We start from the raw sequence: 18,872 nt of genomic DNA on the forward strand, positions 1-18,872 counted from the left end.
CTTATTTTTTTGAAACAACGCAACGCAACTAAAAAAGTTAACTATGGAAATTTTAGATGGTAAAAAAGTCTCCGAAGACATCAAAAACGAAATTGCTGCCGAAGTGCAGAAAATGAAAGACAATGGCGAAAAAGTACCACACTTAGCAGCCATTATTGTCGGGAATGATGGAGCGAGTTTAACCTACGTGGGAAGCAAAGTAAAAGCCTGTGAACGAGTAGGATTTGAAAGTACACTGATTAAAATGCCCAATACTACTTCGGAAACAGAATTACTCAAAAAAATTAAAGAACTAAACGCAGACGATAACATTGACGGATTTATTGTGCAGTTGCCTTTACCGAAACAAATTGATACCCAAGAAGTATTGATGGCGATTGACCCCAACAAAGATGTAGATGGATTTCACCCGGAAAACTTCGGAAAAATGGCGTTGGATATGACTACTTTTATTCCGGCTACACCGTTTGGTATTTTAGAACTTTTAGAACGTTACGGCGTTGAAACCCAAGGGAAACATACCGTCGTAATCGGTCGAAGTCACATTGTAGGAAGACCAATGAGTATTTTGATGGGAAGAAAAGGTTTCCCGGGAAATTCCACCGTGACATTAACACATAGTTATACCAAAAATATCTCACAAATTACTACGCAAGCCGATATTATCATCACTGCTTTAGGTGTACCCAATTACCTGAAAGCAGAAATGGTGAAAGATGATGCGGTGGTTATTGACGTAGGTATCACCCGCGTTTCCGACGATTCGACCGAAAAAGGTTACCGAATTACCGGTGATGTAGATTTTGAAAATGTAAGTAAAAAAGCATCCTTTATTACTCCGGTTCCGGGTGGAGTAGGACCCATGACGATTGCGATGTTGTTGAAAAACACTTTATTGGCAAGAGAGCAGAAACGATTGAAGATGAGATAGATATGAAAACCCAAGTGATGAGCTTGGGTTTTTTAGTTTAAATGATTATCTTAGCTGTAAATTTTATAAAATGAATTTAGAAGCTCGAAAAATAGAATTTGTGCAGGAATTTTTAAAACTTCAAAGTGAAGAAGCTATTTCTCGTCTTGAAAAAATATTAAGGAATGAGAAGAAAATGTCAGAAAATCGACTGGTTGAACCAATGACTCAAGACGAGTTGAATAATCGAATTGACCAATTGGAATCGGATTTTCAAAACAATAGATTTAAAAGTAGTGCTGAACTTTTAGCTAAATACGAATAATGAAAATTATTTGGTCTGAATTTGCCGAAACTCAACTTGACGAAATCTATGCATAGTACGAAAAGGAAGTAAGTGCAAGAGTTGCTAAAAAAATTATAATTGGAATTATTAACGAATCCAAAAAGTTAATAAAGACTCCTTTAATTGGACAAGAAGAAGAATTGTTAAAAGATAGAGCAATTCATTATCGCTATTTTGTTTTTAAAAACTATAAACTGATTTATTCTGTTGACGATACAAATGGATTTATAAAAATTTCAGACGTTTTTGATACTCGTCAAAATCCACCGAAACTAAAACGAACAAAATAAAATCAGGATAGAATTACAATTGAATTCTTTTATTGTTTTTTTCTAATCACAATCGGTCTTCTAACCTCCACTTTCGGCAAACTCGCCTCTTCCGTTTTACTCGATGGTTCAATCAATTGATTTAATTCTTTGATTTCAGCTGGGGTTAAATCGCGGTATCTCCCCACTTGAATATCCAACGAAATATTGATAATTCGGATGCGTTTTAGTGCCGTTACTTCATACCCTAAATACTCACACATTCTACGAATTTGACGGTTTAAACCTTGTGTTAAGACTATTTTGAAAATGTATTTGCTGATTTGTTCCACTTTACATTTTCTCGTAATTGTATCTAAAATCGGAACACCATTGCTCATTTTTTCAATAAAACGATCGGTGATCGGTCGATCCACCGTAACAATATATTCTTTTTCGTGGTTGTTTCTGGCTCGAAGAATTTTATTCACGATATCGCCATCATTCGTCATAAAAATCAATCCCTCACTGGCTTTGTCTAATCGGCCAATCGGAAAAATTCGCTCCGGATAGTTGATGTAATCTACAATATTATTGCGTACACTTTGGTTGGTTGTACATTCAATTCCGGCAGGTTTATTGAACGCTAAATAAATGGGTTTACCTCTGTTTTCACGAATCAATTTACCATCGACACGAATTTCATCGGTTTCAAAAACTTTTGTGCCCATTTCCGGAACAGTTCCGTTAATTGTTACACGACCTTCTGTGATTAACCTGTCGGCCTCACGTCGCGAACAATAGCCAGACTCTGATAAAAATTTATTGATGCGTTTTCCTGTATCTTCCATAATACAAAAGTAATTTTATTTTATGGATTTCATAAAAATTGATTTTTTTTTCAATTTGACAGAAATTTATTAAATTGCACAAAAATTGCTCACTATAAACAAGTTAGGTTTATGATAAAAAAGTTACTAATTTTATTCAGTATTCTTTTTTCAATTTTGACGAATGGTCAAACTAGAAAAAATCAGTTTCATCTAAATTCAGAAAGCAATAAACACGAATTGCATTTATCATTTAAATCAGATTTAGTTTTAAATAATAAAGATGCAATTTTAAATCAGTTTTCTGAGTTGGAGGGAATCACTGCCATATTTCAACTTGATTTTATAAAATCCATTTCATTTTCAGATGAAAAATGGAATGAATTAGAACGAAATGCCATTCTATTAAACGGAAATGCGGTATCAATTGCAAAGTTGAAAAACATTTTTAAGGTAATAGTCGATAATCCAACTAATGACAGACTATTTTTCTTGGCTACTCAATTTGAGCAATTTGAATCGGTTGAATATGCAAGTTTAATTTCGTTAGAACCTATAAAACCACCTTTTGATATTCCACCCACGACGCCTGATTTTTTTGTTAATCAAACTTATGTTGGACCCAATCCCGGTTTAAACATGTCCTATGCTTGGGAGATGGGTTTAAAAGGTGCAGGAATTCGGGTGAGAGATGTGGAGTATGGATTTAATTCTAACCACGAAGATTTGAATGAAGTAAATGCTTTTATTGCTTCGGGTATGACTATTTCTTCGGACGCCACAGCAACTTATACTGAGCATGGTACAGCAGTTTTTGGAATTATTATTGCTGGTAATGACGGTTATGGTATAACTGGTTTGGCACATGATGCAACTGAAATGGTACTTTATCCAGAATGGCAAGAAATTGGTTATGATAGAATTTATGCCGTGAACCAATCCATTCAAAATTCAACTGTAGGAGACATAATCATTTATGAAATGCAAGATGGAGTAGGTGCTCCAGCTGAATCTAATAGTGTTATTTGGGATTTAACAAAAGCAGCTTCTGACGCCGGAATCGTGGTTGTAGCTGCAGCCGGGAATGGAAATCAAAATTTGGACGAAGCTATTTATGCCGATTATATGAGTCGAGGTAATAGTGGGGCAATTATTGTTGGTGCCGGTACTCCAGACCTAAATCATTTTCGATTTAATCAAATCAATTGGTGGGGAAGTACATATGGTTCTAGAGTGGATTTACAAGGTTGGGCACGCAATGTTTTTACGTGCGGATATGGCACTGCTATTATGATTAATAATGACATAAATCAAGGATATACTAATTTTTCAGGAACAAGTGCGGCAACGCCAATGGTTGCAGCTTGTGCCATAGTATTGCAATCGTATCACCATAGTTTAACTGGTAATTACTTAACCGGTACGCAATTGCGCACAATTTTAAAAGAAACCGGAATACCACAAGGTAATCCAGTAACGGGAAATGTTGGTCCTTTTCCAAATATGCAAACTGCTTTGCAACGGGTTTATGATGATTATCTTTTAGGTTTGGATAGTGTGAATGAAACTGAATTTACGGTTTTTCCTAATCCGGTACAAAATCAACTAAAGTTTTTAACGCAACAAGATTTGTCTGAGATGGCTGCTGTTGAGATTTTTAATGCTTTAGGGCAATCTGTTTTCCAATCGATGATGCCAAATGAAAAGCAAGTAGATGTTTCAAATTTATCAAGCGGAATGTATTTTGTAAAAGTGTCAGATGGTAATCAATCCGCTACCAAGAAAATTATTAAGAAGTAAATAAATACTTTTCAATGTCTTCATACAACGTCTTGTCATGCATGCTGTGACCCAAGCCTTTTGTTTCAATAAAAGTGGCTTTTTTCCAGCCCGAAGCAATTTTTTTGCTTTCTAAAAACAAAACGACATCATCATCAATGTCATGCGAAATTATTCCTTCAATAACCAAAGAAGAAGCCAATTTTTCTCCCAAAAACTCGTCGGTTTTTATATTAAAGCGTTCAAAAAAATAGGTGTTGAGTAATTGAACTACTTTAGTATTTAAACCCAATAATTGAGCATAGTTATTTAACAAAATTTCTAAATCGGAGGGAGCTCCTAATAGAATCATTTTCTCCAATGATATTGAAGAAAAATGATGCTGAAAATACAAACAAGCTGAACCACCAATGGAATGACCAATTAAAATTTGTGGTTCATACTTTTGGAAAACGGTATTAATAAATTCAGCGTAATAGGGAACATTAAATTCATCACCGGAGGATAATCCGTGGGCTGGGCCATCAATGGCCAAAATCGTGCAACCTGATTTTTGAAGGTAGGGAAACATTGGTTCCCACCGTGATGCGTTACTTTCCCACCCGTGTATCAATAAAATTTTAGTTTCATTTCCATCCCATTTGTAAATCGGGAAGTTGTAGTTTTTTAGCGAAACAGTTTCAATGGTTGCCTTTTCTAAAATTTCCGGCATGAATTCTGGCTTAAGTTTTCCAGCACGGGGTTCGCTAAAAAACTTATATGCTAATTTTGTTGCCATTTTAGGAAAAATATAGCTTAACACATTGATGTAGCAACCAATCGTTTTAATCAAAAATGTATTAAAAATTCTATTCATAAAAAAACCCCGATTGCGGGGTTTGTTATTTAGATGCTAGCAAATATGCTTTCCATTTTTTCTCTTTCTTCGGTTGATAAAACATTGTCAACCAAAATTCTTCCACTGTGCTCATCGGTTAAGATTTTTTTGCGGGCAGCAATTTCAACCTGAGTTTGTGGCGGAATAGTAAAGAACGACCCTGCAGATGCTCCTCTTTCGATAGAAACTACTGCTAAACCATTACGTACGCTATTTCGAATACGGTGATAAGCAGCTAATAAACGATCTTCAATTTTTGCAGCATATTCAGCAGAAAGTTTCGTTAAAAACTCTTCTTCTTTTTGTGTTTCCGACATAATATCGCCTAATTCAGCTTTTTTATGTTCCAAATGCGATTGTTTTGCATTTAATTTTTCCTGAGATTCAGCAACTTGTTGTTTTTTATATTCAATAGAAGCTTTCATTTCTTTGATGTGCTTCTCACTTAATTGAATTTCTAATTCTTGAAATTCGATTTCCTTGGTTAAAGAGTTAAATTCTCTATTGTTGCGAACATTTTTTTGTTGTTCAGTATATTTTTTAATTCCCTCTTTGTGAGCCTCTATTGCATTTTTCTTTCCTTTGATTTGATCATCAATTTGCTCTAAATCGGCTTTTAATTTTTCGTTGCGTGCTTTTAAACCTGCTACTTCATCTTCTAAATCTTGTACTTCAAGTGGCAATTCGCCTCTTACGTTTCTGATTTCATCAATTCTTGAGTCGATTAACTGCAAGTCATAGAGTGCTCTTAACTTCTCTTCTACACTCATTTCTTTTACGTTTGTCATAATCTAAAAGTACTTAACTGGATTTGTATTTTGTTCTGATAAAATGATTGCAAAATTAGGAAATTTTTTGATAAGAAAATCAACAATATAATTTTTTGTGTAACGTTCGCTTTCATAATGACCAATATCAGCCAAAAGCAACTGATTTTCAGCTTCATAAAATTGATGGTATTTTAAATCTGCGGTCAAAAAAGCATTGGCACCCAATCGTTTAGCATATCCGATTGCAAAACTGCCGGAACCTCCTAAAACAGCAACTTTTTTTATCTTTTTATTTAAAAAGACACTGTGTCTGATGCTTTCACACTGCATTTTATCTTTTACAAATTGTAAAAAATCACTTTCATTCATCTCATTTTCCAATTCACCAATCATTCCTAAACCGATATTTTGATGCTGGTTTTGCAATTCATAAATTTCATAAGCCACTTCTTCATAGACGTGATTTTTAAATAAAGCTTTCAAAATTTTTGATTCCAAATGTTTTTCAAAAGTGACTTCGATTTTAATTTCATCGTTTTCCACAAATTCAAAACGTTGACCAATTTCGGGGTTGCTGTTTTCGTTGCCCATATAGGTTCCAATTCCTTTAGAATTAAAACTGCAATCTTCATAATTACCAATGTTTCCGGCACCGGCTTCAAATAACGCATTTCGCAATTCTTGATGATTTTCAGGAATGGTATAGGTAATTAATTTACGAATAAATTTTTCCTTCGGAACCAAAATTTTAGTATTCACAAGTTTCAATTGATTGCAAATAATTTTGTTTACGCCATTTTGATGATTATCCAAAGCAGTGTGCACGGCATAAATGGCAATATCATTTTTGATGGCTTTTAACACCGCTCTTTCCACATACGTTTTTCCGGTAATTTTCTTTAAGCCTGAAAATAAAATTGGATGGAAGCAGACAATTAAATTGCAGTTTTTTTCAATAGCTTCGTCAACCACATTTTCCAAGGCATCGTGGCAAACTAATATACCACTAATTTCCTGTTCGGCATTTCCTAAAAGTAAGCCAACATTATCAAAATCTTCGGCATACTCCAAAGGAGCTAATTCTTCTAAAATGGGGAGAATGGATTGAAGTTTCATTGAAAATTTTTTAGATAACAAATTTAGGGAAGGTTTTTGATTATGAATGTGTTTTAGAGCTGTTTTTTGTTCGTACAATGCGTTTAATTCGATTCTAACGTAGCGTAAGTACTTTACATATGTGTGGACTATGGTTTAATATAGTTCAACATTGCTTGTATTTATTAGTAAAAAACCACTCCCAAAAAATGCTAAGTATTCTGCAAAATCGCTACCTTCGCAACATGATTCTTTTGCGAAAAATACTCTTTCCTTTTGCCATTCTTTATGGTTTGATTACCGCCATTCGCAATTGGTTTTATGACAATGGAATTCTAAAATCCAATTCATTTCCCATTCCAATTATTGCTGTAGGAAACCTCAGTGTAGGAGGAACAGGTAAAACCCCACAGATAGAATATTTAATTCGATTATTATCACCAACCTATAAAGTAGCGGTGTTAAGCAGAGGTTATAAACGCAAATCATCCGGTTTTTTGTTAGCAGACTATTCCTCTACTGCTGAATCGTTGGGCGACGAACCGTTTCAATTGCATCAAAAATTCCCAACTAGTCAAGTGGCTGTTGATGCTAACCGTAAAAACGGAATTGAACGGTTATTGGCTTTACAAAACAAACCGGATATTATTTTACTCGACGATGCTTTTCAACACCGCAAAGTGAAAGCGGGTTTCTATATTTTACTCACAGCCTACAACGATTTGTATGCAGATGATTATATTTTACCAACCGGAAATTTGCGAGAAAGTAGGAGTGGAGCCAAACGAGCCAATGTGGTCGTGGTGACCAAATGTCCGCCTACGCTTTCCGAAACAGAACAAACTAAAATTCGTCAAAAATTAAACCTTTTGGCACATCAAGAACTCTTTTTTTCTGCCATTCAATACGATGAAAATCTACATTCCGAAAATGAAAACCGTACTATCAATTCATTCAAAAATACCGATAAATTGTTAGTTGCCGGCATCGCCAAGCCCAAACCTTTTTTCAACCATTTGCAAGATGGCAACGATGAGGAATTAGAATTTCCCGATCACCACGATTTTACAGAAAATGACATCCAAACCATTCAAAAAAAATCAAAAAATAAACCGATTATTACCACCGAAAAAGATTTCGTTCGACTAAAGGGAAAAGTAAATCCGGCACAATTATTCTATTTGCCTATTCAAAGTGTATTTCTTTCCAATGGCGAAAATTTCAATAAAAAAATAAACAATTATGTGGAACAAAGTACAGGAAACCGTTCAGTTTCTTAAAGAAAAAACCAATTATACACCCGAATTCGGCATCATTCTTGGCTCCGGTTTAGGCTCATTTACGCAAGACATCGACATCGAATTTACCATTCCTTATTCCGAAATCCCCAATTTTCCTATTTCCACTGTGCAAGGTCACACAGGTGCGTTAGTTTTTGGGAAAATCGGAAATAAAAGCGTGGTTGCCATGCAAGGTCGTTTCCATTTTTATGAAGGCTACGACATGAAAACCGTGACTTTCCCCGTGCGTGTCATGAAGTATTTAGGCGTTCAAAAACTCATTGTTTCCAATGCTTCCGGCGGAGTAAATCCAAATTACAAAGTAGGCGATGTGGTCGTTATCAAAGACCATATTAATCTATTTCCCGATCATCCGTTGCGAGGAACAAACGATGAGCGTTTCGGACCACGATTCGTCAACATGAGCGAACCGTACTCCCGAACCATGATTCAAAAAGCCAAAGAAATTGCTCAACAACATACTATCGAACTCAAAGACGGCATCTATTTAGGGTTGCAAGGACCCACTTTTGAAACGTTGGCCGAATACAAAATGGTCAAAATTCTCGGTGCCGATTGCGTCGGAATGTCCACTGTGCCTGAAGTTATCGTTGCCCGTCACATGGAAGTCGATTGTCTCGGAATTTCAGTAATTACCGACATGGGTGATGAAGAAAACATCCACGAAGTGAACCACCAAGAAGTCCTTGAAGCCGCCAGAAAAGCAGAACCAAAAGTTCGAAAATTAATCAAAGAATTTATTCTGAATTATTAGGCAGCTTATCCGGTCATCCGTTGCAACTCCTCGGCCTTCAAGCTATTTTTCTACTGCTTTTTCGTGGCTTCTGTTGGTCGCCCCGAAAAGCAAAGAAAAATTAGCTTGAAGGCCTGCGGGGTTTTCACTGCTACCCGGGCTGGGGATTGTGCAAAAGTAATTCAGCTTTCCGTGACCACACAAATATTGCCAAAATTTTATTGCATCAGCTAACTTTGCTGATTAGCACAAGCCTCGCCATTGATGAAAACCAATGTTAGTTCCGTTTTTATTTAGTCGATTTAAAATAGAATTGAGATCTTCCACTTCCTCCCGCAGCCATTAAAAATATATTTCCACCTCTACTATAATAACTATCAATTATTAATTCATTTTCTTGCGTCAAACTTATTCGTATTCTATCTATGTCAACTTTACTGTAGAAGATTGGTAGTAAGGGTGGTATTTGAATATTCTTTTTACTAAAATAGATTTCGTAATATCCTTTTTCTGAAAACTTTCCATCAAAATAAGCTGCAGATTTTCCAAGTATATCATCATATTTAATTACTAATTTGTTTGATATAAAACTGACAGATACAGAGTCAGATTTTTTATTCAATATGTTTAATAATTCTAAAATGTCAGAATCCGAAGGGGTTCCTTTTTTAGATGCTTTTTTATGTGGGTTATTTTGAAATGTTCCCTTGAAATTAGAATTTATACCTGATAATTTGTCTGAGGAAATTTTTAAGCCAGTTCCACAAGAGGAAACCATAAACCATATCATTATTATTATAGAAAGAATTTGTCTATTCATTTTTTAAAATGGTTACCAACTTATTAATTAACCCAACTGTTGAGCAATCACCTTATAAAAATTATCCGGATTAAAAGGCTTGGTTACCACATCATTCATCCCAAAAGAAAGTAACATTTCACGGTTTTCGTTCAGCGAAATAGCTGTTAACGCTATAATCGGAATTGTTTTATTGAACGCTCTGATGCGTTCGGTAGCAATCGTTCCGTTTATGCCGGGAAGGTGAACATCCATCAAAACCAAGTCGTAACCGTTGTTGCGAATCATCTCGATGGCTTCTTCACCGTTGTCTATGAGTTCACAAATAATTTCTTTGTTTTCCAACATTTTTTTGGTAATCATCTGGTTGATTTTATTGTCTTCTACCACCAACACTTTTTTGTTGACAAAAACACTTTCGTCATATTGCTTTTTAACTTCTATAAACATTTGCTGACCCAATTCGAAATCAACATCAAACGAAAAAGTAGACCCAATTCCTTCGGCACTCGTGAGCTTGATTTCGCCACCTAATAAATTCACCAATCGTTTTACAATGGCTAAGCCCAAACCGGTGCCGCCATACTTTCGGTTAATTTCAACAGAACCTTGCGAAAAACTTTCAAAAATAGTCTGCTGTTTCTCTAACGGAATTCCGATACCCGTATCCGAAATTTCAAAACGAATAGAAGAAATATCATTTTCATTTTTCAGCATTTTAGCCGAAACATTTACTTTCCCGTTTTTGGTAAACTTCAACGCATTATTAATCAAATTGATGAAAATCTGAGAAAGTTTTGTGGGATCACCGATTAAATTATCCGGAATGTTTTCGTCTAATTCTAGCTCAAAATCATTGTTGTTTTTGCTAGCTAGTTCTTTAAAAGAATTGTGTAAATCACTCAACAATTGTTTCACATTTACATTAATACTTTCAATTTCAATATTTTCACTCTCTACGCGGTTAATTTCCAAAATATCATTGATAAAAGTCAGCAAATAATCGCCCGAAAATTTAAGGGAAGTAAGATACTGCAACTGTGATTTTTTTGGTTTTTCTTCGATTAATAAGTGTGTGATTCCGTTAATGGCATTCAGGGGCGTTCGCAATTCATGACTCACCGTCGATAAAAATTCAGCTCTGGCTTTTGATGCTTTTTCTGCTTTGTCTTTGGCTAATTGGAGTTCGCTATTTTTGTCTTGCAACAATTTGTTCGATTGACTTCGAATAATGTTATTTTTATACAACGACAAACTCAACAACGACAAAATTGAAATCAGCGCAATACTTAAAATACTAATCAATTTAGAAAATTTGTTGGCACGCTGCTGTTCTTTGTTTTCGCGATCCATTTGGTCAATCGATTTTAACCGTTCGGCTTCCTTAAAACTTAAAAAATCTTCCGTTCCTATTCTTTTACTGTTTAAATCCTGAATACTATCCCTGATTCTTAGATGTTGCTTCATGAACTTAAATGAATTGTCAACATCAATCATTTTTTCATAGACTTCACTTAGTGTTCGAGCAACATTGGCTTTTAGTTCTAAATTTTTATTTTTTGAACTTAAATCCAAGGCTTTATTTAAGTAATTCAAAGCTAGGTTATACCGATTATTCTCGGCTTCAATCAGACCAATTTGATATAATGCTTCTGCTTTTGTTTTAAAATGATCTTCTTCATCTGGATTAACGATAACGGTGTTTAAAATTGACAATGCTAATTGATTTTCACCTTTTGCACGATAAACGATACCTTTTTGCAGGTTAATCATCTCTTTGGCCTCAGGAATATCGATGGTTTCATATATTTTTTCAGCCTCTTTAAAATATAATTCAGCTTTAGAATATTCTTTTTTTTCAATGTAGCATAACCCTAAGTTATAGAAGGTATAAGCTTGATTGGATGATGGTTTTTGACTATTGTAGAGTGAGATGCTTTTGTTGTAGGTCTGAATGGCATCAGCATACTTCTTTAGTTCAAAGTAGACATTCCCTAAAAATGAGTAGGCATCAGCTTGTGCTTCATAAACTTTTTTAGTCTCTGCAAATTCGATTGCTTTCTGAATATAGTCTTGTGAACTTCTGTAGTTGTTGTTTTTTTTATGAAAATTGGCTAACTCAATAAAATAGTTAGTACTGTCTAACTCTTCCCCGTTAACCTTTGTAGGTTTTATTTGAGAATAAAAAGGTATGGTTAGGAAGAGCAAAACTAACGTATAGTATTTCATGCAGAAAAACGATTATTTTTTTTATGGTATAAAATTAACTATTTATTTGATATATACTTAATTAAGTCAATAATTCTTGAAGAATAACCAATTTCATTATCATACCATCCCACCACTTTGACCATTTTATCAATGACTGATGTGAGCTGAGCATCAAAGAGACAAGAATTCCGATTACCAATTACATCAACCGAAACAATCGGGTCTTCGGTATAGGCAAGAATTCCCTTGAGATTTGTTTGCGATGCCTTGTAAAAAGCAGCATTAATTTCTTCTATGGAAACGGCTCTCGAAACATAGCAAGTAATATCTGTTAAAGAACCATTGGGAACCGGAACGCGGATGCCACTGCCTCCTAATTTCCCATCTAACTTGGGAAAAATTTTCGTTAATGCTTTTGCCGCACCGGTTGTGGTTGGAACGATTGACTGGGCTGCACCACGAGCTCTTCTTAAATCTTTATGGGGTTGATCGTGCAAACTTTGATCGGTGGTGTAGGAGTGAACCGTGGTAATGTAGGCTTGCTCAATTCCGCATAATTCATCAATGATTTTAATCATCGGAGCTGCATTATTAGTCGTACAACTCGCGTTGGAAATAATCACTTCAGAACCGTCCAAAATTGTTTCATTTACACCTAAAACTACTGTTTTTATTAGATCATCTTCGGGTGGAGCGGAGAGAATTACCTTTTTGGCTCCGGCTGAAATATGTTGGTAGGCCTCTTTATAGGTTTTGAATTTTCCTGTACATTCAACGACAACATCAACAGAATGCCAATGTAAATCGGTGATATTTTTTTTTCTGAAAAAGGAATACGATTTTCCATCTACAAAAATGTGTTCCTCGTCAAAAGTAACTTCATTTGACAAAACTCCGTGAATGCTGTCGTATTTTAGCAGATGAGCCATTGTTCTTGTATCGGCAATGTCGTTAATGGCAACCACTTCAATTGAGGGATGATTGAGCAATAATCGAAATAAATTTCGTCCGATTCGACCAAATCCGTTAATGGCTATTTTTGTTTTCAAGTTTGAAGTTTCAGGTTTCAGGCTTCAGGTTTCGTAGTTAACTTGAAACCTGAAACTTGAAACAATTTTTAAAGAATATGTTTTTGAGCATGATAAGAAGATCTTACCAACGCACCACTTTCAACATGACGGAAACCCAGTTCTTTTCCGATGTCTTCGTATTTTTTAAACTGATCCGGTGTGATGAATTCTTTTACGGGTAAGTGTTTTTTGCTCGGTTGCAAGTATTGTCCAATTGTAACGATATCCACATTTACTGAGCGAAGGTCTTTCATGGTTTGAATTACTTCTTCTTCCGTTTCACCCAATCCTAACATAATTCCCGATTTTGTTCTGCGGATACCTTTTTCTTTTAGGTAACGTAAAACTTCCAAACTTCGGTCATATTTCGCCTGAATTCGCACTTCTCGTGTTAATCTGCGAACTGTTTCCATATTATGTGAAACAACTTCGGGATTGGCTGCAATAATTCGGTCGATGTTTCTTTCTACACCTTGAAAATCAGGAATCAGTGTTTCTAAAGTAGTTTCGGGATTCATTCTTCGGATAGCCAGAATCGTCTCATACCAAATTATTGAACCCATATCTTTAATATCATCACGATCTACACTGGTAATGACCGCGTGTTTAATGTTCATAATTTTGATAGAACGAGCTACTTTTTCCGGTTCATCCCAATCCACGGTTTCGGGTCTTCCAGTTTTTACACCGCAAAATCCGCACGAACGTGTGCATATATTTCCGAGAATCATAAAAGTAGCAGTACCCTCGCCCCAACACTCACCCATGTTCGGGCAACTACCTGAAGTACAAATAGTGTTTAGTTTATATTTGTCAACTAACCCGCGAAGTTCGGAATATTTTTGTCCCGTTGGTAGCTTAACCCTTAACCATTTGGGCTTTCCTATTGGTGGTTGTACACTATCTAGAACACTCTCCATGTTGCATTTTTTTAATTAACAAAGATAGAAAAGATTAAGGAATTTGGTAATGATTTAACTAAAATTGAACAATTGTATAATACGAAATCTTTCAATCAAAGAACTGAATTAAATCGGTTACCTTCCTTGAATGATTTCTGCTAGCAATTTTTTTGCTCTCAGAAGTTTGACTTTTACGTTGCTCAACGGTTCGTTTAGTTGTTCTGCAATTTCCTGATAACTTAATTCTTGAAAATAGCGAAGCTGTATAACTTCTTGATAATGAGGCTTTAATTGTTTGATGTATTCTAATAAACGTGATAAATTTTGTTCAGTTATCAATTTGTCTTCTGCCGATGGCGTAGTGTCTGCCACATTATACGCTTGATGGTCTTCTTCATCTGTCATATCTACAAAAAGCGAAATTTTCTTTTTGCGAAGCATATCTATATGTACATTTTTGGCAATCGCAATTAACCAGGTATTAAATTGAAATTCAGGATTATAATTAGCTATTTTATCGAAAGCTTTTGAAAAGGTTTCGATGGTAATGTCTTCGGCATCCGTTTCATTTTCTGTTCTTTTGAGCATAAAACCATAGACTTCATTCCAATACATATCCAAAAGGGAAGTAAAGGCAACTTGATCGCCATTCGTGGCTTTTTCTATGATTTTTTTTATTTCCAATGGACAGTTTTTGAAAAAATATTCGCAAAAAACACATTCAAATGCGTAAAAATCAACGCAATTTCCATAATTGGAAACCAATAGATAACGTCTTTTTCATTCAATTTACCGGCTGCGTAACCCAATGATGTCCATGTAAATATATAGCGAAATAAAACAATTGGCAATACAATCATCCATTGGTGTTGAAAAGCCAACAAAATGACAGCAAGAATTAAAAATGAGAATTGTGAAAAGAAAAATAATGCCAATTGAAAACGGTCAAATGATTTGTAGTACGTTGCCGTAGAAACATGCCTGCGTTTTTGATCAAACCATTCTTTGAAGCTGGTTTTTGGTTTGGAATACGTAAAACTTTCCTTAGAAAAACAAACCGTTGTATTTTCTGCATTTGATGCTTGATTCACAAACAAATCATCGTCACCGGAACGGAGTTTCATGTGGTCAATAAATCCGTTTACTCGGAAGAATTCGTCTCTCTTGTAGGCTAAATTACGCCCAACTCCCATATATGGTTTCCCGATTTTTGCCCAACCAAAAAACTGTGTAGCTGTTAGTATTGTTTCAAAACGGATGAGTTTGTTTAGGAATGAATTCGGAATTTTTTCATATGCTCCATAACCCAAAACAATTGTTTTTTTGAGTGTAAAATTGGAACTCATTTCTTTAATCCATTCTTTGGAAGTTGGATAACAATCGGCATCAGTAAATAGTAAATATTCGTTTTTAGCAGCTTTTATTCCCAACGTAAGTGCAAATTTTTTGTTACCCCAAAAGGCTTCGTTGTTTTGCACTTTTACCAATTTTACATTGGAATATTGCTTTTCAAATTCTTCAAAAAGATCCAAGGTATCATCGGAAGAAGAGTCATCAATCAATACAATTTCAAAATCAGGATAGTTTTGTTCTGCTAACAACGGAATGAATTTTATAACATTTTCACCTTCGTTTTTAGCACAAACGATAACTGATAGCGGTATGCGTTTTGGATTTCCTTTTTGAGCTTTAGCAAACGAGAATCTTCCAAAAATCACTATGTAATATAGTAATTGTATGACCGTTATACCAATCAAACTATACAACAATATGTCAAGCATAATGTGTTTTTGAATTTAGGAATGAGAGGGTTCTGAACAGTCTTTCATTTGTTCGGGTGTTTTGCCGCAAAAGCCACAATTTTCACCGTCTTTGTTTAAAAACGGACTTTGGCTTGCACAAGTTCCAGCGAATTTACCATCTTTTTTTGCCCAAATTTTAATGGCTATTCCAGCAAAAGCTATAGCTAGTAATCCGATAGTGATTAATATCAATTTCATTGTTCAATTGAATTTTTTTGAACCACAAAGGTACAAAAAAGAGTTTATTTAACAGATTGATATGTTTATAATTTTAAATAATATTAACCTCTGCTTCAATTGAAATTCCGTAGGATTCAAAAATCGTTTTTTGAATGTTTTTAGAAACTTCTAAAATCTCTTGTCCGGTTGCATTGCCGTAGTTCACTAATACCAACGCTTGATTTTTATGAATTCCGGCATCACCAAAACGTTTTCCTTTAAATCCGGCTTGCTCGATTAGCCATCCGGCGGGAACTTTTACTTCGGTTTCAGAAACGACATAATGTGGCATATCGGGAAATTTCTGCTGAATTTTTTCAAAATCACTTTTCAAAATCACAGGATTTTTAAAGAAACTACCACTATTTCCTAGTTCTTTTGGATTGGGTAATTTACTTTCTCTGATGGCAATCACCGCATTGCTCACGTCTTTCAAACTTGGATTTTTGATATGTTGTTTTTCCAATTCAGCTTCAATTGCTCCGTAAGAAGTGTTGAGTTTGTGGTTGCGTTTGGTTAGTTTAAAAACAACAGATGTGATAATAAATTCATCTTTTATTTCATTTTTAAAAATGCTTTCGCGATAACCAAATTTGCATTTTTCAATGGTAAACACCAATAATTCTTGTGTTTCAATATGAATGGCTTCGCATAAAACGAATGTATCTTTAATTTCTACTCCATATGCTCCAATATTCTGAATAGGCGTTGTGCCAACATTTCCGGGAATGAGCGAAAGATTTTCTAAACCACCAAAATTTTGATCAATGGTCCACAACACAAATTCATGCCAATTTTCGCCGGCTTGACTTTCAACCCACACAAAATCTTCATCTTCATCGATTACTTTTTTACCTTTCAAGTCTAAATGAATCACCAAAGCGTCAATGTCTTGCGTAAGCAGCATGTTGCTTCCGCCACCTAAAATAAATTTTTTGGAAGTAGGATATTGTTGTAGAATTTCAATCAATTCATCAGTAGAATGAACGGAAACAAATTCTTTTGCTTTGGCTTCGATACCAAAAGTATTATAATTTTTTAGGGAAAAGTTGGTGTGGATTTGCATAATGGAAAGTTATTCAACAGTTTCTATAGCCCTGTTTAAAAATTCATTTAAAGGTTTTAAGGCAATGAGTTTTTGCGTGATTTTTTTAGCAAAATCGATATCGGTAAACAAATCATCGCTTATTTTTTGAGTGGCGGTAAAACTTTTTAATTTCAAGAATTCGATGGCGGGATGATTTGGATCGTAATCTTTAGGAGCTTTTTTTAATACATTGGCTTCATCTCGATCTAAAGCTCCAAATTCTTTTTTAAAGGTTGAATTCGACGAAATTTTTTCCAAATCTTCATAAAAAAAAGCAATTTCTTTTCGTACTTTTTTCAACTCTTCCGCTTCCGGACAATACAATCCGCCGGCAATAAAACTGCTTCCTTTTTCGTAATGAATATAGTATCCGGGAGAATTTTTGTGATTTTTATTTGTCGAAAGCCAAATGCCCATGTTGCTTTTATAAGGCGATTTATCTTTGGAAAAACGAATGTCACGATTGATTCTAAAAGTACAATTTTTTACTTCTAAATTGGCAAGCGAAGCATCCAAAGGTTTCATTTCTTGAAGAATTTCGGCGATTAAATTTTGGTATTCTTTTTTAAAAAGTTCGTATCGCTTTTTATTTTCGTGAAACCATTCTTTGTTGTTATTGTTTTTTAAATCTTCTATAAAAAGGAGTGCATCTTTTGTTGCCATCTAATTTCTAATTAAATTGGTAAATTTTAAATTATTGGGTTTGTAAAGATATTAATTTACAAGTGAAAAAGTTTATAACTTTGAAGAGTAGATTTCACGATTTTTTCAGTTCGTTCAGGATGTGTGTCTGAAATAAACAATTGTCCGAACTCATCATCATTAACCATTTCTACAATTTTACCCACTCTGGTTTCATCTAATTTGTCGAAAATATCATCTAATAATAAAATTGGTTTCTGGCCGCTTTGTTTTTTTAAGAATTCAAATTGAGCTAATTTCAAAGCAATTAAAAATGATTTTTGCTGACCTTGTGAACCAAATTTTTTGATAGGATGACCAGAAATTTCAAAGGACAAATCATCTTTGTGAATACCAACACTAGTGTATTGTAACGCTCTGTCTTTTGCTAAATTTTCATCTAAAAGTGTTTGAAGATTCTTTTCAAAAAGATGACTTTCATAAACCAATTGAACTTCTTCTACCGAATTGGTAATGGTTTGATGATGTTTGTTGAAAATTGGCAAAAACTCTTCGATAAATTCTTTTCTTTTTTCAAAAATGGATTGACCTAAATCATTCAATTGCTCGTTGTAAATCTGTAAAGTATCTTTTTCAAAAACATGATTCAATGCAAAATATTTCAACAAAGCATTGCGTTGCAAAATAATTTTTTGATAGTGAATTAGCTGATTCAAATAAACTGAATTTAATTGCGAAATCACGCTATCCATGAATTTTCGTCTGGTTTCGCTTCCCTCAATAATCAAATCCGTGTCTGCCGGAGAAATAATGACTAACGGAATAAAACCAAGATGTTCTGAAAATTTATCATAGATCTTGCCGTTTCTTTTCAAAACTTTCTTCAATCCTTTTTTTACACTGCAAACAATTTGTTCGGTTCGTTCGTTTTTGTCAAATTCACCATCAATCACAAAAAACTCTTCTCCATGCTTAATGTTTTGAATCGACGTGGGATTAAAATAGCTTTTTCCGTAGGCTAAATGATAAATTGCATCTAAAACATTGGTTTTTCCTACACCGTTTTTTCCCACAAAACAATTAATTTTGCTGTCGAACTCAAATTGAGCCTCAGAAAAATTTTTATAATTAAAAAGCGAAATTTGTTTTAAAAACAAGGTGAATGGGTTTAAAAGTTTAGAAAAATATCAATTTTGAACTGCAAAAATAAACTGTTTTAAAGGAATTAATGCTGTTTAAATACCAAGTCGT

At 34.5% G+C, this 18,872-nt stretch carries 19 protein-coding genes; 5 read left to right on the forward strand and 14 right to left on the reverse strand.

The window, feature by feature from the left end; translation table 11 throughout:
• The first annotated feature begins 43 nt into the window (after nt 1-43).
• Both B0I10_RS12915 and B0I10_RS12920 read left to right on the forward strand, forming a co-directional pair.
• Complete coding sequence (locus B0I10_RS12915) at nt 44-931, forward strand: bifunctional 5,10-methylenetetrahydrofolate dehydrogenase/5,10-methenyltetrahydrofolate cyclohydrolase (RefSeq protein ID WP_112086929.1); 888 nt, start codon at nt 44-46, stop codon at nt 929-931.
• A 70-nt stretch (nt 932-1,001) separates the two neighbouring features.
• Complete coding sequence (locus B0I10_RS12920) at nt 1,002-1,235, forward strand: hypothetical protein (protein ID WP_112086930.1); 234 nt, start codon at nt 1,002-1,004, stop codon at nt 1,233-1,235.
• 340 nt (nt 1,236-1,575) lie between these two features.
• On the opposite strand, the gene rluF is transcribed toward B0I10_RS12920, so the two are convergent.
• Nucleotides 1,576-2,355 carry a 23S rRNA pseudouridine(2604) synthase RluF gene (rluF, locus tag B0I10_RS12930; RefSeq protein WP_112086931.1) on the reverse strand — a complete coding sequence of 260 codons (780 nt, stop codon included), beginning with the start codon at nt 2,353-2,355 and terminating at the stop codon, nt 1,576-1,578.
• Nucleotides 2,356-2,466: 111 nt separating this feature from the next.
• Between rluF and B0I10_RS12935 the strand changes: the two genes are divergently transcribed.
• Entirely contained in the window at nt 2,467-4,134 is a 1,668-nt protein-coding gene (locus B0I10_RS12935) for a S8 family peptidase (protein ID WP_112086932.1), read from the forward strand.
• Here B0I10_RS12935 and B0I10_RS12940 read toward each other — a convergent pair.
• From B0I10_RS12940 to B0I10_RS12950, 3 genes are read right to left on the reverse strand one after another with little or no spacing between them, the layout of a single operon-like run.
• Nucleotides 4,124-4,969, reverse strand: a complete 846-nt coding sequence (locus tag B0I10_RS12940; protein ID WP_112086933.1) for an alpha/beta fold hydrolase — start codon at nt 4,967-4,969, stop codon at nt 4,124-4,126. The two genes, B0I10_RS12935 and B0I10_RS12940, sit on opposite strands and share 11 nt — an antisense overlap.
• Nucleotides 4,970-4,998: 29 nt before the next feature.
• Nucleotides 4,999-5,778: a zinc ribbon domain-containing protein gene (locus tag B0I10_RS12945; RefSeq protein WP_112086934.1), complete on the reverse strand. Its 780-nt coding sequence runs from the start codon at nt 5,776-5,778 to the stop codon at nt 4,999-5,001.
• A gap of 3 nt (nt 5,779-5,781) precedes the next feature.
• A complete protein-coding gene (locus B0I10_RS12950) occupies nt 5,782-6,876 on the reverse strand; it encodes a Nif3-like dinuclear metal center hexameric protein (protein ID WP_112086935.1) in 1,095 nt (364 codons plus the stop codon).
• Nucleotides 6,877-7,100: 224 nt separating this feature from the next.
• Between B0I10_RS12950 and lpxK the strand changes: the two genes are divergently transcribed.
• On the forward strand, nt 7,101-8,135 hold the full coding sequence (lpxK, locus tag B0I10_RS12955; protein WP_112086936.1) for a tetraacyldisaccharide 4'-kinase: 1,035 nt from the start codon (nt 7,101-7,103) through the stop codon (nt 8,133-8,135).
• Nucleotides 8,098-8,910 (forward strand): purine-nucleoside phosphorylase, encoded by an 813-nt coding sequence (locus B0I10_RS12960; RefSeq protein ID WP_112086937.1) that lies wholly within the window; start codon nt 8,098-8,100, stop codon nt 8,908-8,910. The genes lpxK and B0I10_RS12960 overlap by 38 nt, the downstream gene beginning before the upstream one ends.
• 268 nt (nt 8,911-9,178) lie before the next feature.
• Here the strand turns inward: B0I10_RS12960 and B0I10_RS12965 are convergent, their stop codons facing one another.
• From B0I10_RS12965 to recF, 10 genes are all read right to left on the reverse strand, one after another.
• On the reverse strand, nt 9,179-9,709 hold the full coding sequence (locus B0I10_RS12965) for a hypothetical protein (protein ID WP_146740359.1): 531 nt from the start codon (nt 9,707-9,709) through the stop codon (nt 9,179-9,181).
• A gap of 27 nt (nt 9,710-9,736) precedes the next feature.
• The gene (locus B0I10_RS12970) at nt 9,737-11,917 is read right to left on the reverse strand and encodes a tetratricopeptide repeat-containing hybrid sensor histidine kinase/response regulator (protein WP_112086939.1); all 2,181 of its coding nucleotides are present in this window, start codon (nt 11,915-11,917) and stop codon (nt 9,737-9,739) included.
• 38 nt (nt 11,918-11,955) lie between these two features.
• Nucleotides 11,956-12,948, reverse strand: coding sequence for a type I glyceraldehyde-3-phosphate dehydrogenase (gene gap, locus B0I10_RS12975; RefSeq protein WP_112086940.1), 993 nt, complete (start codon nt 12,946-12,948; stop codon nt 11,956-11,958).
• Nucleotides 12,949-13,016: 68 nt separating this feature from the next.
• Nucleotides 13,017-13,889, reverse strand: coding sequence for a lipoyl synthase (gene lipA, locus B0I10_RS12980; protein ID WP_112086941.1), 873 nt, complete (start codon nt 13,887-13,889; stop codon nt 13,017-13,019).
• Nucleotides 13,890-14,006: 117 nt separating this feature from the next.
• Complete coding sequence (locus B0I10_RS12985; protein WP_112086942.1) at nt 14,007-14,555, reverse strand: RNA polymerase sigma factor; 549 nt, start codon at nt 14,553-14,555, stop codon at nt 14,007-14,009.
• On the reverse strand, nt 14,546-15,652 hold the full coding sequence (locus tag B0I10_RS12990) for a glycosyltransferase (protein WP_112086943.1): 1,107 nt from the start codon (nt 15,650-15,652) through the stop codon (nt 14,546-14,548). The genes B0I10_RS12985 and B0I10_RS12990 overlap by 10 nt, the downstream gene beginning before the upstream one ends.
• Before the next feature lie 15 nt (nt 15,653-15,667).
• Nucleotides 15,668-15,871 carry a membrane or secreted protein gene (locus tag B0I10_RS12995; RefSeq protein ID WP_112086944.1) on the reverse strand — a complete coding sequence of 68 codons (204 nt, stop codon included), beginning with the start codon at nt 15,869-15,871 and terminating at the stop codon, nt 15,668-15,670.
• A gap of 73 nt (nt 15,872-15,944) precedes the next feature.
• Nucleotides 15,945-16,958, reverse strand: a complete 1,014-nt coding sequence (gene murB, locus B0I10_RS13000) for a UDP-N-acetylmuramate dehydrogenase (protein WP_112086945.1) — start codon at nt 16,956-16,958, stop codon at nt 15,945-15,947.
• A 9-nt stretch (nt 16,959-16,967) separates the two neighbouring features.
• On the reverse strand, nt 16,968-17,642 hold the full coding sequence (locus tag B0I10_RS13005) for a DUF2461 domain-containing protein (RefSeq protein ID WP_112086946.1): 675 nt from the start codon (nt 17,640-17,642) through the stop codon (nt 16,968-16,970).
• Between the two features lie 56 nt (nt 17,643-17,698).
• Entirely contained in the window at nt 17,699-18,778 is a 1,080-nt protein-coding gene (gene recF / locus B0I10_RS13010) for a DNA replication/repair protein RecF (RefSeq protein WP_112086947.1), read from the reverse strand.
• Nucleotides 18,779-18,872 lie beyond the last annotated feature (94 nt).

This window comes from Flavobacterium lacus, assembly GCF_003268815.1.
In the GTDB taxonomy this organism is placed as follows: Bacteria; Bacteroidota; Bacteroidia; order Flavobacteriales; family Flavobacteriaceae; genus Flavobacterium; species Flavobacterium lacus.

Bases quoted from the DNA above. Each gene is read 5' to 3' on its own strand.
- B0I10_RS12915 (WP_112086929.1), top strand. From the start codon at position 44: ATGGAAATTTTAGATGGTAAAAAAGTCTCCGAAGACATCAAAAACGAA.
- B0I10_RS12920 (WP_112086930.1), top strand. From the start codon at position 1,002: ATGAATTTAGAAGCTCGAAAAATAGAATTTGTGCAGGAATTTTTAAAA.
- rluF (WP_112086931.1), bottom strand. From the start codon at position 2,355: ATGGAAGATACAGGAAAACGCATCAATAAATTTTTATCAGAGTCTGGC.
- B0I10_RS12935 (WP_112086932.1), top strand. From the start codon at position 2,467: ATGATAAAAAAGTTACTAATTTTATTCAGTATTCTTTTTTCAATTTTG.
- B0I10_RS12940 (WP_112086933.1), bottom strand. From the start codon at position 4,969: ATGAATAGAATTTTTAATACATTTTTGATTAAAACGATTGGTTGCTAC.
- B0I10_RS12945 (WP_112086934.1), bottom strand. From the start codon at position 5,778: ATGACAAACGTAAAAGAAATGAGTGTAGAAGAGAAGTTAAGAGCACTC.
- B0I10_RS12950 (WP_112086935.1), bottom strand. From the start codon at position 6,876: ATGAAACTTCAATCCATTCTCCCCATTTTAGAAGAATTAGCTCCTTTG.
- lpxK (WP_112086936.1), top strand. From the start codon at position 7,101: ATGATTCTTTTGCGAAAAATACTCTTTCCTTTTGCCATTCTTTATGGT.
- B0I10_RS12960 (WP_112086937.1), top strand. From the start codon at position 8,098: ATGTGGAACAAAGTACAGGAAACCGTTCAGTTTCTTAAAGAAAAAACC.
- B0I10_RS12965 (WP_146740359.1), bottom strand. From the start codon at position 9,709: ATGAATAGACAAATTCTTTCTATAATAATAATGATATGGTTTATGGTT.
- B0I10_RS12970 (WP_112086939.1), bottom strand. From the start codon at position 11,917: ATGAAATACTATACGTTAGTTTTGCTCTTCCTAACCATACCTTTTTAT.
- lipA (WP_112086941.1), bottom strand. From the start codon at position 13,889: ATGGAGAGTGTTCTAGATAGTGTACAACCACCAATAGGAAAGCCCAAA.
- B0I10_RS12990 (WP_112086943.1), bottom strand. From the start codon at position 15,652: ATGCTTGACATATTGTTGTATAGTTTGATTGGTATAACGGTCATACAA.
- B0I10_RS12995 (WP_112086944.1), bottom strand. From the start codon at position 15,871: ATGAAATTGATATTAATCACTATCGGATTACTAGCTATAGCTTTTGCT.
- murB (WP_112086945.1), bottom strand. From the start codon at position 16,958: ATGCAAATCCACACCAACTTTTCCCTAAAAAATTATAATACTTTTGGT.
- B0I10_RS13005 (WP_112086946.1), bottom strand. From the start codon at position 17,642: ATGGCAACAAAAGATGCACTCCTTTTTATAGAAGATTTAAAAAACAAT.